This is a genomic window from Parazoarcus communis (genome assembly GCF_003111645.1).
Lineage (GTDB): Bacteria > Pseudomonadota > Gammaproteobacteria > Burkholderiales > Rhodocyclaceae > Parazoarcus > Parazoarcus communis_A.
The window spans coordinates 4,276,060-4,291,319 of the sequence record NZ_CP022187.1 but is presented as its reverse complement, the minus strand read 5'-3'; the positions used below and the strand labels follow the sequence as shown (position 1 = coordinate 4,291,319).

At 57.9% G+C, this 15,260-nt stretch carries 10 protein-coding genes, 2 tRNA genes and 3 rRNA genes; 6 read left to right on the top strand and 9 right to left on the bottom strand.

Annotated features, from left to right (window positions below; all coding sequences use genetic code 11):
• Nucleotide 1: 1 nt before the first annotated feature.
• From CEW83_RS19550 to CEW83_RS19540, 3 genes are all read left to right on the top strand, one after another.
• A complete protein-coding gene (locus tag CEW83_RS19550; RefSeq protein ID WP_108950848.1) occupies nucleotides 2-496 on the top strand; it encodes a nitrogen fixation protein NifZ in 495 nt (164 codons plus the stop codon).
• A complete protein-coding gene (nifM, locus tag CEW83_RS19545) occupies nucleotides 493-1,344 on the top strand; it encodes a nitrogen fixation protein NifM (RefSeq protein WP_159099509.1) in 852 nt (283 codons plus the stop codon). Before CEW83_RS19550 ends, nifM begins: the two co-directional genes overlap by 4 nt.
• A 93-nt stretch (nucleotides 1,345-1,437) precedes the next feature.
• Nucleotides 1,438-2,001 (top strand): hypothetical protein, encoded by a 564-nt coding sequence (locus CEW83_RS19540; protein ID WP_108950846.1) that lies wholly within the window; start codon nucleotides 1,438-1,440, stop codon nucleotides 1,999-2,001.
• Between the two features lie 476 nt (nucleotides 2,002-2,477).
• On the opposite strand, the gene rrf is transcribed toward CEW83_RS19540, so the two are convergent.
• The 5 genes from rrf to CEW83_RS19515 all read right to left on the bottom strand — a co-directional run bounded on the left by rrf (nucleotide 2,478) and on the right by CEW83_RS19515 (nucleotide 7,704).
• Nucleotides 2,478-2,591, bottom strand: a 5S ribosomal RNA gene (gene rrf / locus CEW83_RS19535).
• Between the two features lie 125 nt (nucleotides 2,592-2,716).
• Nucleotides 2,717-5,604 (bottom strand): 23S ribosomal RNA (locus CEW83_RS19530).
• A gap of 312 nt (nucleotides 5,605-5,916) precedes the next feature.
• Nucleotides 5,917-5,992 (bottom strand) — tRNA-Ala (locus CEW83_RS19525).
• A 27-nt stretch (nucleotides 5,993-6,019) separates the two neighbouring features.
• A tRNA-Ile gene (locus CEW83_RS19520) sits at nucleotides 6,020-6,096 on the bottom strand.
• 70 nt (nucleotides 6,097-6,166) lie between these two features.
• Nucleotides 6,167-7,704: ribosomal RNA gene (locus CEW83_RS19515) — 16S ribosomal RNA — on the bottom strand.
• Together the 16S, 23S and 5S rRNA genes with 2 tRNA genes alongside form the textbook arrangement of a ribosomal RNA operon.
• A gap of 82 nt (nucleotides 7,705-7,786) precedes the next feature.
• Here CEW83_RS19515 and CEW83_RS21160 point away from each other — a divergent pair.
• Entirely contained in the window at nucleotides 7,787-8,023 is a 237-nt protein-coding gene (locus CEW83_RS21160; RefSeq protein ID WP_159099508.1) for a hypothetical protein, read from the top strand.
• Between the two features lie 89 nt (nucleotides 8,024-8,112).
• Here the strand turns inward: CEW83_RS21160 and CEW83_RS19510 are convergent, their stop codons facing one another.
• Nucleotides 8,113-9,501, bottom strand: coding sequence for a hypothetical protein (locus CEW83_RS19510; RefSeq protein WP_108950845.1), 1,389 nt, complete (start codon nucleotides 9,499-9,501; stop codon nucleotides 8,113-8,115).
• A gap of 185 nt (nucleotides 9,502-9,686) precedes the next feature.
• Between CEW83_RS19510 and CEW83_RS19505 the strand changes: the two genes are divergently transcribed.
• Nucleotides 9,687-10,481, top strand: a complete 795-nt coding sequence (locus CEW83_RS19505) for a thymidylate synthase (RefSeq protein WP_108950844.1) — start codon at nucleotides 9,687-9,689, stop codon at nucleotides 10,479-10,481.
• Entirely contained in the window at nucleotides 10,478-10,978 is a 501-nt protein-coding gene (locus CEW83_RS19500; RefSeq protein ID WP_108950843.1) for a dihydrofolate reductase, read from the top strand. Before CEW83_RS19505 ends, CEW83_RS19500 begins: the two co-directional genes overlap by 4 nt.
• 71 nt (nucleotides 10,979-11,049) lie before the next feature.
• Here CEW83_RS19500 and CEW83_RS19495 read toward each other — a convergent pair whose 3' ends face one another.
• The 3 genes from CEW83_RS19495 to apbC all read right to left on the bottom strand — a co-directional run bounded on the left by CEW83_RS19495 (nucleotide 11,050) and on the right by apbC (nucleotide 15,204).
• Nucleotides 11,050-13,296: an arginine/lysine/ornithine decarboxylase gene (locus tag CEW83_RS19495; protein WP_108950842.1), complete on the bottom strand. Its 2,247-nt coding sequence runs from the start codon at nucleotides 13,294-13,296 to the stop codon at nucleotides 11,050-11,052.
• 143 nt (nucleotides 13,297-13,439) lie between these two features.
• The gene (gene dcd, locus CEW83_RS19490; RefSeq protein ID WP_108950841.1) at nucleotides 13,440-14,006 is read right to left on the bottom strand and encodes a dCTP deaminase; all 567 of its coding nucleotides are present in this window, start codon (nucleotides 14,004-14,006) and stop codon (nucleotides 13,440-13,442) included.
• A 106-nt stretch (nucleotides 14,007-14,112) separates the two neighbouring features.
• Nucleotides 14,113-15,204: an iron-sulfur cluster carrier protein ApbC gene (apbC, locus tag CEW83_RS19485; protein ID WP_108951537.1), complete on the bottom strand. Its 1,092-nt coding sequence runs from the start codon at nucleotides 15,202-15,204 to the stop codon at nucleotides 14,113-14,115.
• Nucleotides 15,205-15,260 lie beyond the last annotated feature (56 nt).

Genomic DNA, 15,260 nt, shown 5'->3' with positions numbered 1-15,260 from the left:
CATGCGCCCTGAATTCGATTATGGCGATGCCGTTCGCGTCACCCGAAACGTGCGTGACGATGGCACCTATCCGGGCATGGCCGTGGGTGATCTGCTGGTACGACGGGGCTCCACCGGCACAGTGATTGGTGTGGGCACCTTCCTTCAGGACCAGATCATCTACACCGTGCACTTTCTCGAGATTGACCGCATCGTCGGTTGCCGTGCCGAGGAGGTCATCGCAGCCGATGCGCCATGGGCGCCAAGCCGCTTCGAGTCGCGGGACAAGGTGCTCGCGGGAAAAGCCTTCTCCGTGCGTGGAGAGGTCGTCGTGGAGAAAGGCGCGATCGGCGAGATCATCCGTGTCGTGCGTGACATGCCGGAAGGCGTCCATTACCACATCAACTTCCCCGGCTACATGCTGTGCATTCCCGAGAGCTCAGTCGAGCCCCTGCCCCAGCCCGTATCACGACGTCGCATGCACGCCGATACAGCAGAAGAGGAGCCCGCACCGTGACGCCCGACGCCTACTATGAGCTCAAGGCCGCCCTCGCCCTGTTCGGACGGGACTGCAGTGCGCTGACCGACGACGAGCGCGTTCGCGCGCAGAACGTTGCACGCCAGTACGCTTCAATCGAGACGGTCGTGCTATCGAGCGACGAGGCCAGCGGCGTCTGCCTCTCGCCAGGCGCGGTAAAGAAAGCGCTCGGCGAACTTCGGGATCGTCATCAGGATGCAGACAGCTTTGCGGCCACCCTCGCGCACGCAGGCCTGACTGAAAGTCTGCTCGCCGACGCCTTGCGCCGTGACCTTCTGGTGGATGCAGTCATGGCAAAAGTCGGAGCCGCCGCCGGACAGGTTGGTGCAACCGAAGCCGAGATCTTCTACTACACCCACCTCGATCGCTTCCATACCCCGGAGCGCAGAACGGCCCGTCACATCCTGATCACCGTAAACGAGAACTTCCCGGAAAACACGAGCGACCGCGCAGAACAACGCCTGAGCGAGATCGCAGGTCGCCTGAAAGCCAAACCCGGCCGCTTCGAGGAGCAGGCCATCAAGCACTCGGAATGCCCAACGGCACTCAATGGTGGCCAGCTTGGAGAAATCCGCCGCGGGCAGCTCTATCCCGAACTCGATGAAGCCCTGTTCCGTCTCGCGGCAGGCCAACTCTCCGACATTCTTCGCTCCGAGATGGGATTTCACATCGTGCGCTGCGACGCAATCCATCCCGAAGGCACCGTTCCCTACGCTGAGGTCGCCGAAACGCTACGTCAGCGTCTGACCGAAGAGCGCGCCAGCAAGGATGCCAAACGCTGGCTGGCGGACCTGCTCAAGAAGACCAGGACACCAGCCGCCGGTTAGCTGCAACACGACGCAGCGTGGCAGGATGGCGCGACCTCACCCGCCTCAGGCCACCGTACAAACAAGGTTTATTCAACTGAAAAAGAGCACGACATGCTTCTGAAAACTTACGAAGAGAAAGGCCTGCTGTTCAACAGCAATTTCACCGAACCGGCAGGCCAGGCAGACACGTTTGCCTACCGTGGAGACCTCGTGCTGGTCGAGGGCGACGTTGCGGACGCATCGGGCCGCCGCAAACCACCAACGGCGACCATCAGACAATCCGTCCTGCTCGCGCAAGGTGACAAGCTGCTCCTCGCAGCCGGTCTCTTCGACGACATTGCACGCCTTCCTGTGTTCGTCAAACGCTATGGCGCTGACCTCTCACCGGAAATGCACGCAGTCTTCTTCGTGTCGAATATCGCCAAGCCGATAAAGCTCAAACTGGAAGGGATTGAATTCGCCCTGATCCCGCTTGAAGACGGCATGGTGTGGAACGAATTGCTCGATGAACTCGGCATTGAAAAGAGCGAACTGAAGGGACAGTCGGCCGGTGAAAAGGTCGCAACGGTCCACACAGCATTCAAGTCCCACGCATTTAAAGGCGCCGAACTCACGCTCGAAGCGGCGCTGGAAAGTACCATCGAAGTGAAGCGTGGAGGGCGCGGCCCCGTCTGACGCAGGCGCCTCTGATCACACCCCCGCCAATTCGGGGCACCAATAATGGTGCCCCGTTTTCCATGCCACGCATTCAGGATCAGCAAAGCCCGGTAAGCGAAGCGCATGCACACGAGCTCATGTTCTTGAATCACCGAACCCGGCTGACTCGCACCGAAGCTGCTGGCCAGAGGCATGCCAGCATCCAGAGCCGCAGTGTCTCGACTGACCGCGGGCAGGGCTTGCGTGGCGTTCCCGGTCAAAACCACACCTTTGACGCCTCACCTCAGGCATTGCACCCGGACGCTGAGCGAAAATCGCGACTGGCACAGCCCGGCTCGCTAAAGCGCCTGCGTATGTAACGTACGGAGGGTGCTGGCATCGCAGCCAGAAGTTCACTCAATCCAAGGGATTCGCCTCCCGCGTTGTAGCGCTGCGTGCCGTAGACGTCAAAAACCCCGCTGAGGTTTTCCTCAGCGGGGTTAAGCGTAGGGTTAGTCTGACGATGACCTACTTTCACGAGAACGAATCTCACTATCATCGGCGCGATCTTGTTTCACGGTCCTGTTCGGGATGGGAAGGGGTGGGACCAAGACGCTATGGTCGTCAGACTATGACTTGTCACCTGCGCGTTGCAGGCCAAAGCGGGAAGAAGTATATGGGTGTTGTGATTGCGTCGATGGTTGGGCGAAGTTTTTTCGTCCAACAACGAGTATCGACTGTTTTGTAAGGTTATAGGATCAAGCCTCACGGGCAATTAGTATCGGTTAGCTTAACGCATTACTGCGCTTCCACACCCGACCTATCAACGTGGTGGTCTTCCACGACCCTTCAGGGGGCTCTAGGCCCCAGGGAAGTCTCATCTTGAGGCGAGTTTCCCGCTTAGATGCTTTCAGCGGTTATCTCTTCCGCACTTAGCTACCCGGCGATGCGACTGGCGTCACAACCGGTACACCAGAGGTGCGTCCACTCCGGTCCTCTCGTACTAGGAGCAGGTCCACTCAAACTTCCAGCGCCCACGGCAGATAGGGACCAAACTGTCTCACGACGTTTTAAACCCAGCTCACGTACCACTTTAAATGGCGAACAGCCATACCCTTGGGACCGGCTACAGCCCCAGGATGTGATGAGCCGACATCGAGGTGCCAAACTCCGCCGTCGATGTGAACTCTTGGGCGGAATCAGCCTGTTATCCCCAGAGTACCTTTTATCCGTTGAGCGATGGCCCTTCCATACAGAACCACCGGATCACTATGTCCTGCTTTCGCACCTGCTCGACTTGTCGGTCTCGCAGTCAAGCCTCCTTTTGCCATTGCACTATCAGTACGATGTCCGACCGTACCTAGGAGACCTTCGAACTCCTCCGTTACCTTTTGGGAGGAGACCGCCCCAGTCAAACTGCCCACCATGCACTGTTCCCGACCCGGATTCACGGGCCTGGGTTAGAACCTCAACGACACCAGGGTGGTATTTCAAGGTTGGCTCCACGAGAACTAGCGTCCCCGCTTCAAAGCCTCCCACCTATCCTACACAAGTCCCGTCAAAGTCCAATGCAAAGCTACAGTAAAGGTTCATGGGGTCTTTCCGTCTAGCCGCGGGTAGATTGCATCTTCACAAACATTTCAACTTCGCTGAGTCTCAGGAGGAGACAGTGTGGCCATCGTTACGCCATTCGTGCAGGTCGGAACTTACCCGACAAGGAATTTCGCTACCTTAGGACCGTTATAGTTACGGCCGCCGTTTACCGGGGCTTCGATCAAGAGCTTGCACCCCATCACTTAACCTTCCGGCACCGGGCAGGCGTCACACCCTATACGTCCACTTTCGTGTTTGCAGAGTGCTGTGTTTTTAATAAACAGTCGCAGCCACCGATTCTCTGCGGCCCCTTCGCCCTTCGGATGTACTCCTACAAGCTACCGGGGCATACCTTCTCCCGAAGTTACGGTATCAATTTGCCGAGTTCCTTCTCCTGAGTTCTCTCAAGCGCCTTGGTATTTTCAACCTGCCCACCTGTGTCGGTTTGCGGTACGGTCGATTCTAGACTGAAGCTTAGAGGCTTTTCCTGGAAGCAGGGTATCAACCACTTCGTCTCACAAGGAGACTCGTCATCACGCCTCAGATAATCCCCGCGGATTTGCCTACGGGGTACTCCTACACGCTTAAACCAGGACTTCCAACACCCGGCTGGCCTAACCTTCTCCGTCCCCCCATCGCATCTAGAACCGGTACAGGAATATTGACCTGTTTCCCATCGACTACGCATTTCTGCCTCGCCTTAGGGGCCGACTCACCCTGCGCCGATGAACGTTGCGCAGGAAACCTTGGGCTTTCGGCGAGGGTGCTTTTCACACCCTTTATCGCTACTCATGTCAGCATTCGCACTTCCGATACCTCCAGCATCCCTCTCGAGACACCTTCGCAGGCTTACGGAACGCTCCCCTACCACGTGTCATAAGACACATCCGCAGCTTCGGTTCATGGCTTGAGCCCCGTTACATCTTCCGCGCAGGACGACTCGACTAGTGAGCTATTACGCTTTCTTTAAAGGGTGGCTGCTTCTAAGCCAACCTCCTAGCTGTCTATGCCTTCCCACTTCGTTTGCCACTTAGCCATGCATTTGGGACCTTAGCTGGCGGTCTGGGTTGTTTCCCTCTTGACAACGGACGTTAGCACCCGCTGTCTGTCTGCCGTATATCACTTTGCGGTATTCGGAGTTTGCTATCGCGGGGTAGATCGCATTGACCCCCCCAACGATTACAGTGCTCTACCCCCGCAAGTGTCCGTACGACGCACTACCTAAATAGTTTTCGGGGAGAACCAGCTATTTCCGGATTTGTTTAGCCTTTCACCCCTATCCACAGCTCATCCCCTAATTTTTCAACATTAGTGGGTTCGGACCTCCAGTGCGTGTTACCGCACCTTCATCCTGGCCATGGATAGATCATCCGGTTTCGGGTCTACGCCCAGAGACTATGTCGCCCTTATCAGACTCGCTTTCGCTACGCCTCCCCTATTCGGTTAAGCTCGCCACTGAACGTAAGTCGCTGACCCATTATACAAAAGGTACGCAGTCACCCCACAAGGAGGCTCCCACTGTTTGTATGCATGCGGTTTCAGGATCTATTTCACTCCCCTCCCGGGGTTCTTTTCGCCTTTCCCTCACGGTACTAGTTCACTATCGGTCGATCACGAGTATTTAGCCTTGGAGGATGGTCCCCCCATCTTCAGACAGGATTTCTCGTGTCCCGCCCTACTTGTCGCACGCTCAGACCCGCCACCTAATTTTCACATACGGGGCTATCACCCTGTGTTGCCGGACTTTCCAGACCGTTCTGCTAATTAGATGGTTTAGTCGTGCAGGCTCATCCGTGTTCGCTCGCCACTACTTACGGAATCTCGGTTGATTTCTGTTCCTGCAGCTACTTAGATGTTTCAGTTCGCTGCGTTCGCCTCCACGTACCTATGTATTCAGTACGGGATACTCCTTGCGGAGTGGGTTTCCCCATTCGGATATCGGGGGATCAAAGCTCCATTGCCAGCTCCCCCCCGCTTTTCGCAGGCTTGCACGTCCTTCATCGCCTGTGATCGCCAAGGCATCCACCACATGCACTTAGTCGCTTGATCCTATAACCTTAGATCCTCGGTTACCCAAAGATCCGGTCACAGGTCGAACTCGTTTGTGCGAACCTCGTCGCGCCGCTGACACAGCACGCGAGATTCAATGCAATCACGCTACCCGTGCAACGCATCTACTGATACGCTGCACATATATATACTTCTTCCACTTTGTTAAAGAGCGAGCCAATCGAGAAGTTTGACCTTCCCGAGAAGTCAGGCATAAACACCAGAAGCTTTCCTGGCCATGCATGACTGACTTCTCGAACCTCGTTGTGTGTCTGACCACTGTCTGACCAGCGTCTGGTTTGCATCAGATACTGGTGGAGCTTGTCGGGATCGAACCGACGACCTACGGCTTGCAAAGCCGCCGCTCTCCCAGCTGAGCTAAAGCCCCATTCTGACCAACGCACCTTCGATAGTTTGGTGGGTCTGGTTGGGTTCGAACCAACGACCCCCGCCTTATCAAGACGGTGCTCTAACCAGCTGAGCTACAGACCCTCACACTCGAGGCTCTTCGCTTGAACAACCGATAAGTTGTGGATACTTGACCACTGCGACCTTTCTCTTGAAAGGAGGTGATCCAGCCGCACCTTCCGATACGGCTACCTTGTTACGACTTCACCCCAGTCATGAATCTCACCGTGGTAAGCGCCCCCCCGAAGGTTAAGCTACCTACTTCTGGTGAAACCCACTCCCATGGTGTGACGGGCGGTGTGTACAAGACCCGGGAACGTATTCACCGCAGCATGCTGATCTGCGATTACTAGCGATTCCGACTTCACGTAGTCGAGTTGCAGACTACGATCCGGACTACGATCGGCTTTAAGAGATTAGCTCCACCTCGCGGCTTGGCAACCCTCTGTACCGACCATTGTATGACGTGTGAAGCCCTACCCATAAGGGCCATGAGGACTTGACGTCATCCCCACCTTCCTCCGGTTTGTCACCGGCAGTCTCATTAGAGTGCCCAACTAAATGATGGCAACTAATGACAAGGGTTGCGCTCGTTGCGGGACTTAACCCAACATCTCACGACACGAGCTGACGACAGCCATGCAGCACCTGTGTTCTGGCTCCCGAAGGCACCAAGTGATCTCTCACAAGTTCCAGACATGTCAAGGGTAGGTAAGGTTTTTCGCGTTGCATCGAATTAATCCACATCATCCACCGCTTGTGCGGGTCCCCGTCAATTCCTTTGAGTTTTAACCTTGCGGCCGTACTCCCCAGGCGGTCAACTTCACGCGTTAGCTGCGTTACTCAGAAAGTTACCTCTCCGAACAACTAGTTGACATCGTTTAGGGCGTGGACTACCAGGGTATCTAATCCTGTTTGCTCCCCACGCTTTCGTGCATGAGCGTCAGTACAGGCCCAGGGGGCTGCCTTCGCCATCGGTGTTCCTCCACATATCTACGCATTTCACTGCTACACGTGGAATTCCACCCCCCTCTGCCGTACTCTAGCCTTGCAGTCACAAACGCAGTTCCCAGGTTAAGCCCGGGGATTTCACATCTGTCTTACAAAACCGCCTGCGCACGCTTTACGCCCAGTAATTCCGATTAACGCTCGCACCCTACGTATTACCGCGGCTGCTGGCACGTAGTTAGCCGGTGCTTCTTGTCAAGGTACCGTCATCCGACAAAGATATTAGCCTTGCCGTTTTCTTCCCTTGCGAAAGAGCTTTACAACCCGAAGGCCTTCTTCACTCACGCGGCATGGCTGGATCAGGCTTGCGCCCATTGTCCAAAATTCCCCACTGCTGCCTCCCGTAGGAGTCTGGGCCGTGTCTCAGTCCCAGTGTGGCGGATCATCCTCTCAGACCCGCTACAGATCGTCGCCTTGGTGAGCCTTTACCTCACCAACTAGCTAATCTGACATCGGCCACTCCAATCACGTGAGGTCCTAAGATCCCCCACTTTCCCCCTCAGGGCGTATGCGGTATTAGCTACGCTTTCGCGTAGTTATCCCCCATGACTGGGCATGTTCCGATGCATTACTCACCCGTTCGCCACTCGCCGGCAGGTGCAAGCACCCCCGCTGCCGTTCGACTTGCATGTGTAAAGCATGCCGCCAGCGTTCAATCTGAGCCAGGATCAAACTCTTAAGTTTAATCCTACAAAGTACTCAAAATCATTTTACTGACATATGAGCACCTAATCTTTGTGAAACTCAAAACTGCCTAAGCAGTTTCATGGCCACAGCGATCAAGCACCCACACTTATCGATTGTTCAATTTTTTAAAGAACCGCTGCAGTTCCTGCAGCAGAGAAGCGAGATTATGATCAACTTAACTTATCTCGTCAACCCCTGTTTTCGTTTTATTTCAAAACCACCGAAACAACTAAAACAGAAATCCGCTTCAAAAATACCTGCAAAAACAACCGCTTTCCTGCCATCACCCCGTTTCGCCAATCGCGTTTCGCGGTGAAGAGGTGCGCATTATAGACACCCCATGAACTAATGCAAGAAGAAAATGAAAATATATTCAACGTGGTCTAATGATAGGACAGGAACCGATCAGAGCACCTGATAGGCGCGAAGCTCGAAGCCCTGTCCGGCCATCGATCCTTCCAGTTGCTTGAGCTTGGAAACTCGCCCTTCAGCATTCACGAAGAGCGGCGCTCCTTCACGCAATACGCCCACAGGTGCGATGACCCTGACCGCCTCGCCCCTTTGTAACGGGTCGCAGAAGAAGAGCTCGACCGGGACGCGTCCATCATCGACCCGCACCAGCTCGGGGCGCACGGACAAGGTTTCGATCCCGACCTCGGCGTCGCCCTTAGCAAAGCGGACGCGGCGCACGACACCAAGGTGCCAGCTCACCCCATCCTTGGGACGGAACGCAAGGAGTTCGCCGGCCTCCGGCACTGGCTGAGTCTCTTCCTTGTAGATAAGGGCACCAACGCCGCCACGACTCAGATCGGTAATGAGCCACGCGCGGTTAGCGACCTCGCCCCTGGCCTCAAAAAGGCCTTTGACGTTGACGTATCCCCTCACGACAAGCAACTGGCCGTCGACGAGGTGACGCCTGAAGCGCCTGACAGGCGGGCGTGCCGACCAATGGCGGCGCAGATGCAGAGCCGCGTCGCGCAACAGGCGCGGATCGTGACCGGCAAGAACGGGAGGCAGCACCCCTCTGATCAACTGACCATGGAGCTCGGCGAGAAATTCGGCTGCGCCCGCCGGATGAAAGTACCAGCCCGGCGCTGCAAAGGAACGCGACAAGCGCACCGGCGTCGGTGAGGTGGGCGGATTCACGACGTACAGGGCGCCATGCGCGTCACCGCGTCGCACCGAAAGAAAGGGCAGCACAAGGTCCACCAGGCGGCAAACCCCCACGGCCCCCACCTGCTGCAACTGATCGAGCGCTGCAGACTGATAGGCAAGGGCCCGCAAATATTCGCGAACCACGCCGCCATCATCCGCGCTTGCCTGAACGCTGTCGGCATCAGCGGAGTCGACGAACAGCTGCCCCAGCAGCGCCCAGACATCAGGATCAGGTACGTGGCGATCGACGAGTTCCCAGCGCACGAACTGTGCGGCAATGCGCGCAAATCCCAGCGCTACGGCCGGCGGCAGCTTTTCGCCCTGCCCCGCAACGAACGCCTGATAAGCCGAAAATACCTCGCCGACAGACTCACGCACGGCGCAGATCCATACACCCCAGTCCACATCCGGGCTGTGGCCGTCGTTCTGGAGCACGCCAAGCGGGACACTCTCATTGATGGCCCCGAAGAAATCGTCAATGAAGGCAGAGATTTCAGCCGAAGCGTCGGCCGGCAGATGCTCCGGGCGCAACTGCACACACAGTATCTGCGCAGCCTCCTCGACGGCAGCAACAGGATCGCGGGTCGGGGCATGCCTCCTTCCCAAGGTAAAATCGAAGATGTCGCCCCTGCTTTTCACTGCCTTTCCTCCAGCGCCATCGGCAAGCGTGTATTTCGGCGCGCGACCCGCCCATCGGCGGCACGCACCGTGCGAGCAATATCCTGACTCGCATACATACCCATTTGTCACAAACTGTGCAATACCTCGCTACCGACAAGCCGTCCGTCAGCGGGTAGAATCCGGAACTTTACCCGGAAACAGCCATGAACCAATACCTCGACCTGATGCGGCACGTGCTCGAGCATGGCGATCGCAAGACCGACCGGACCGGCACAGGCACCCTGTCCGTATTCGGATGGCAGATGCGCTTCCCGCTCAGCCAGGGCTTTCCGCTGCTCACGACCAAGAAACTTCATACGCGCTCGATCATCCACGAATTGCTCTGGTTCCTGCAAGGCGACACGAATATTCGCTACCTGAAGGAAAACGGCGTCTCGATCTGGGACGAATGGGCTGATGAAGCAGGCGAACTCGGACCGGTTTACGGAAAACAGTGGCGCCGATGGGAAACCGCAGACGGCCGCAGCATTGATCAGATCTCGCAAGTGGTCGAGGCGATCAAGCGCAATCCCGACTCGCGCCGTCACCTGGTGTCGGCCTGGAACCCTGGCGAAGTGGACAAGATGGCGCTGCCGCCATGTCACGCGCTGTTCCAGTTCTACGTTGCGAACGGCAAGCTTTCATGCCAACTGTATCAGCGCAGCGCCGACATCTTCCTGGGCGTGCCCTTCAACATTGCGTCCTACGCACTGCTGACGCTCATGGTGGCGCAGGTCTGCGATCTCGTCCCGGGAGACTTCATCTGGACAGGCGGAGACTGCCACCTCTACCTCAATCACCTTGAGCAGACAAAAGAGCAGTTGTCCCGCACGCCCCGCCCCCTGCCGACACTCTCGATCAACCCCGAGGTGAAGGACCTGTTCGCTTTCCGCTTCGAAGACTTCACTCTGAGCGGCTACGACCCACATCCCCACATCAAGGCACCGGTCGCAATATGAGCAGCGAACCGGAAATCGTCCTGATCGCCGCAGTCGCCCGCAACGGCGTGATCGGCAACGAAAATGCACTGCCATGGCGACTGAAGGGTGATCTTGCGCACTTCAAGGCCGCCACGACCGGACACCCCGTGCTCATGGGCAGAAAGACCTGGGAGTCGCTCGGCCGCCCGCTGCCCGGGCGACGCAACATGGTCATCACCCGCAACGCTGATTACGTTGCTGCAGGCGCTGAGATCCATCCGGATCCGGAGAGTGCGCTGCGGGCGCTCGCTGACCTGCCGCGGGTGTTCGTGATCGGCGGCGCAGAGATCTACAGGCAGATGCTGCCCATGGCCAACACGCTGCTGCTGACGGAGGTCGCTGCCGACGTGCCGGGCGACGCACGCTTCCCCGCGTTTGACCGTGAGCACTTCACCGAACTCAGCCGCAGGTCGTGCAAGGCAGACGCTGACAATGAACACGACTACGATTTCGTGGAGTACCGGCGAAAGGATTGAACCCGGGCGCGTAGACAGAAAAGGGGCCGCAGACACGGCCCCTTTTCATTGCGCTGAAATACCGGAACCACTCAGTCCAGGCGCACGCAATCCACACAGTAGCGGCCATCCTCACCCTTCACCAGACCGTGGATATCGGTCTCGAAGCCGGGGAAGCGACCGTTGAAGTCACGCGCAAAACGTAGATAGCGCACGATGGTGGCGTTGAAGCGCTCGCCCGGAATCAGCAGCGGGATGCCCGGCGGATACGGCGTAAGCAGTATGGCCGTCACACGCCCCTCAAGCTCCTCGATCAGCACACGATCAATCTCGCGGTGCGCCATCTTGGCGAAGGCATCGGTCGGCTTCATTGCCGGCACCATGTCCGACAGGTACATCTCGGTCGTCAGTCGCGCAACGTCGTTCGCCTTGTAGAAGGAATGGATCTCGTTGCAAAGATCCTTCAGTCCGACACGCTCGTAACGCGGGTGCTTGGCGATGAACTCGGGCATCACGCGCCACAGCGGCTGATTGCGATCGTAATCGTCCTTGAACTGCTGCAACTCGGTCACCATGGTGTTCCACCGGCCCTTGGTGATACCGATCGTGAACATGATGAAGAACGAGTACAGTCCGGTCTTCTCCACGATGATGCCGTGCTCGGCCAGATACTTGGTCACGATTGCGGCAGGAATCCCCGTGTGATCGGAGAAGTCGCCCTCCATGTCCAGTCCCGGCGTGATGATCGTCGCCTTGATCGGGTCGAGCATGTTGAAGCCCGGTGCCAGATCGCCGAAACCGTGCCAGCGATCGCCGGCATTCAGCATCCAGTCCTCACGCTCACCCAGGCCTTCCTCGGCAAGGTACTCCGGCCCCCAGACCTTGAACCACCAGTCGGAGTCGCCGAACTCGGCGTCCACCTTGCGCATCGCGCGACGGAACTCGACCGCCTCGGACAGCGATTCGTTGACCAGTGCGGGACCTCCCGGCGACTCCATCATTGCTGCCGCAACGTCGCACGACGCGATGATCGCGTACTGCGGCGACGTCGAGGTGTGCATCAGATAGGCCTCGTTGAAGACATCGCGGTCGAGCTTCCGGGTCTCCGAGTCCTGCACCAGGATCTGCGACGCCTGGGACAGCCCCGCGAGCAGCTTGTGCGTGGACTGGGTGGAGAACACCATCGACTCCTGACACCGTGGGCGGCCTTCGCCGATGGCATGGTAATCGCCGTAGAAGTCGTGGAACGCGGCATGCGGCAGCCAGGCTTCGTCGAAGTGCAGCGTGTCGATCTGACCGTCAAGCATCTCCTTGATGGTTTCGACGTTGTACACCACACCGTCGTAGGTCGACTGGGTGATGGTCAGGATGCGAGGCTTCTTGTTCTTGGCTTCGCGTGCGAACGGGTTGGCTTCGATCTTGCGCTGAATGGTCTCCATCGAGAACTCGTTCAGCGAGATCGGGCCGATGATCCCGTAGTGGTTCCGCGTCGGCGTCAGGAATACCGGCACCGCGCCCGTCATGATGATCGAGTGCAGAATGGACTTGTGGCAGTTGCGGTCGACCACCACGATGTCACCCGGCGCTACCGTTGTGTGCCAGACCATCTTGTTCGACGTCGACGTGCCGTTGGTGACGAAATACAGGTGGTCGCAATTGAAGATGCGTGCCGCGTTGCGCTCCGAGGCCGCCACCGGTCCGGTATGGTCGAGCAGCTGGCCGAGCTCATCCACTGCGTTGCATACGTCCGCACGCAGCATGTTCTCGCCAAAGAACTGGTGGAACATCTGACCCACCGGGCTTTTCAGGAAGGCCACGCCACCCGAGTGACCCGGACAGTGCCACGAATAGGAGCTGTCCGCGGCGTAATGGACCAGCGCACGGAAGAACGGGGGCGACAGCGACTCGAGGTAGTTGCGCGCTTCCCGCACCACATAGCGGGCGATGAACTCGGGCGTGTCCTCGAACATGTGGATGAAGCCGTGCATTTCGCGCAGAACATCATTCGGGATGTGCCGCGCCGTGCGGGTCTCGCCATGCAGGAAGATTGGAATGTCTGCGTTGCGGAAGCGGATTTCCTCTACAAAGGCACGCAAGCCCGAGATCGCCAGGGTCGAGGCTTCGGCAGAAGAGAACTCCTCGTCGTCGATCGAGAGGATGAAGGCGGAGCCTCTGCTCTGCTGCTGCGCAAACGAAGTCAGGTCACCGTAACTGGTGACGCCCAGCACTTCGACCCCTTCACCCTCGATGGCTTTCGCAAGCGCCCGGATACCCAGGCCCGACGTGTTCTCGGAACGGAAATCCTCATCAATGATGATGATCGGAAAATGGAATCGCATCCTTCAGGTCTCCAACGCGGCGCATGTGCGGGCAAACGGCGATGGTACTCCGCCATTCGTTTCCCGCTCGTTACCGGACATGTCCGGAAAAGACAAAAGGGCCGTCAGCCGGCCCTGTTCGTTGCATTCACTCAAAACCAGACTCAGATCTTGGGCAAGGTCACGCCCGTCTGACCAAAGTACTTGCCACCACGATCCTTGTACGAGGTGTCGCAAACCTCGTCGGATTCGAAGAACAGCATCTGTGCAATCCCTTCATTGGCGTAGATCTTGGCGGGCAGCGGCGTGGTGTTGGAGAACTCGAGGGTGACGTGCCCCTCCCACTCGGGTTCGAGCGGCGTGACGTTCACGATGATGCCGCAACGCGCATAGGTGCTCTTGCCCAGGCACACCGTCAGCACACTGCGCGGAATCCGGAAGTACTCGACGGTGCGCGCCAGCGCGAAGGAGTTCGGCGGAATGATGCAGACGTCACCGGTGAAATCGACGAAGTTGCGCTCGTCGAAATCCTTGGGATCGACGATCGTCGAATTGATGTTGGTGAAGATCTTGAACTCGTTGGCACAGCGGACATCGTAGCCGTAGCTTGAGGTGCCGTAGGACACAATCTTGCCGCCGTCATTGACCCGCACCAGATCCGGCGCGAAAGGCTCGATCATGCCTTGCTGTTCGGCCATACGGCGGATCCACTTATCGGACTTGATGGACATGAGGCAAATTTCCTGTGCGGCCAGCCGGAGAATCCGGCGTCGAAAAATCCGCGTAGTTTAGGGCAAGCGCCGCCGATGCGAAAGCAAGCGGCGGCGCAAAGTTGTGTCAGGTGTTCTGGATCACGATATTGGGGAACTTGTGCGTCATGTCCTTGGACTTTTCGGCGATGCTGACGGCCACTTTGCGCGCGATCGACTTGTACGTCGCAGCGATGCGCCCGTCCGGATCGGAAACGACCGTCGGCGCCCCCTCGTCGGCCTCCTGCCGGATCTGCATGTCGAGCGGCAAGGCACCGAGAAACGGGATGCCGTAGTCGTCGCACATCGACTGTCCGCCGCCGGCACCGAAGATATGCTCCTCGTGGCCGCACTTGGAACAGATGTGGATGCTCATGTTCTCCACCACTCCCAGAATGGGCACGCCAACCTTTTCGAACATCTTCAGGCCCTTGCGGGCATCAAGCAAGGCAATGTCCTGCGGTGTGGTCACGATCACGGCGCCGGTGACCGGTACGCTCTGCGACAGGGTGAGCTGGATGTCACCGGTGCCGGGCGGCATGTCGATCACCAGGTAATCGAGATCCTTCCAGTGTGTTTCCTTCAGCATCTGGTTGAGCGCCTGCGTCGCCATCGGTCCGCGCCAGACCATCGGCGTGTCGATGTCGATCAGGAAGCCGATGGACATCGCCTGCAGACCGTAAGCCTCGATCGGTTCCATGGTCTTGCCGTCGAGTGACTCCGGCCGACGATCGCCAATCCCCAGCATCTGCGGCTGCGACGGACCGTAAATGTCTGCATCGAGCATGCCGACGCGTGCGCCTTCCGCGGCAAGGGCCAGCGCCAGGTTGGCGGCAGTGGTACTCTTTCCCACCCCGCCCTTGCCCGAAGCCACGGCAATGATGTTCTTCACTCCCGGCAGCAACTTGACGCCCTGTTGAACCGAATGCGCCACCACCTTGCTGGACACCTCGATTTCCACGCGCCCCATCCCGGCCAGGCCGGACAAGGCGTCACGCAGCATCTGGCGGATCGGCTCGTGCTGACTCTTTGCCGGGTAACCGAGTTCGACCTCAAAGCGCACGTCGGCGCCATTGACAGCCAGGTTTCGAATGCAGCGTGTCGAAACAAGATCCTTTCCGGTATTCGGATCGATGACGGATTTCAGTGCTTCGGTAACGGCTTCCTGGGTCAGACTCATGTCAGCTTCCTTCAAGATCGGTGCATCCGCCAAACGGCGGGGTCGGGCGAAATCAT

Excerpts from the sequence above, each read along its gene's own strand:
- CEW83_RS19540 (WP_108950846.1), top strand. The coding sequence starts at position 1,438 with ATGCTTCTGAAAACTTACGAAGAGAAAGGCCTGCTGTTCAACAGCAAT.
- dcd (WP_108950841.1), bottom strand. The coding sequence starts at position 14,006 with ATGTCCATCAAGTCCGATAAGTGGATCCGCCGTATGGCCGAACAGCAA.
- CEW83_RS19500 (WP_108950843.1), top strand. The coding sequence starts at position 10,478 with ATGAGCAGCGAACCGGAAATCGTCCTGATCGCCGCAGTCGCCCGCAAC.
- CEW83_RS19495 (WP_108950842.1), bottom strand. The coding sequence starts at position 13,296 with ATGCGATTCCATTTTCCGATCATCATCATTGATGAGGATTTCCGTTCC.
- apbC (WP_108951537.1), bottom strand. The coding sequence starts at position 15,204 with ATGAGTCTGACCCAGGAAGCCGTTACCGAAGCACTGAAATCCGTCATC.
- CEW83_RS21160 (WP_159099508.1), top strand. The coding sequence starts at position 7,787 with ATGGCCACAGCGATCAAGCACCCACACTTATCGATTGTTCAATTTTTT.
- CEW83_RS19505 (WP_108950844.1), top strand. The coding sequence starts at position 9,687 with ATGAACCAATACCTCGACCTGATGCGGCACGTGCTCGAGCATGGCGAT.
- CEW83_RS19550 (WP_108950848.1), top strand. The coding sequence starts at position 2 with ATGCGCCCTGAATTCGATTATGGCGATGCCGTTCGCGTCACCCGAAAC.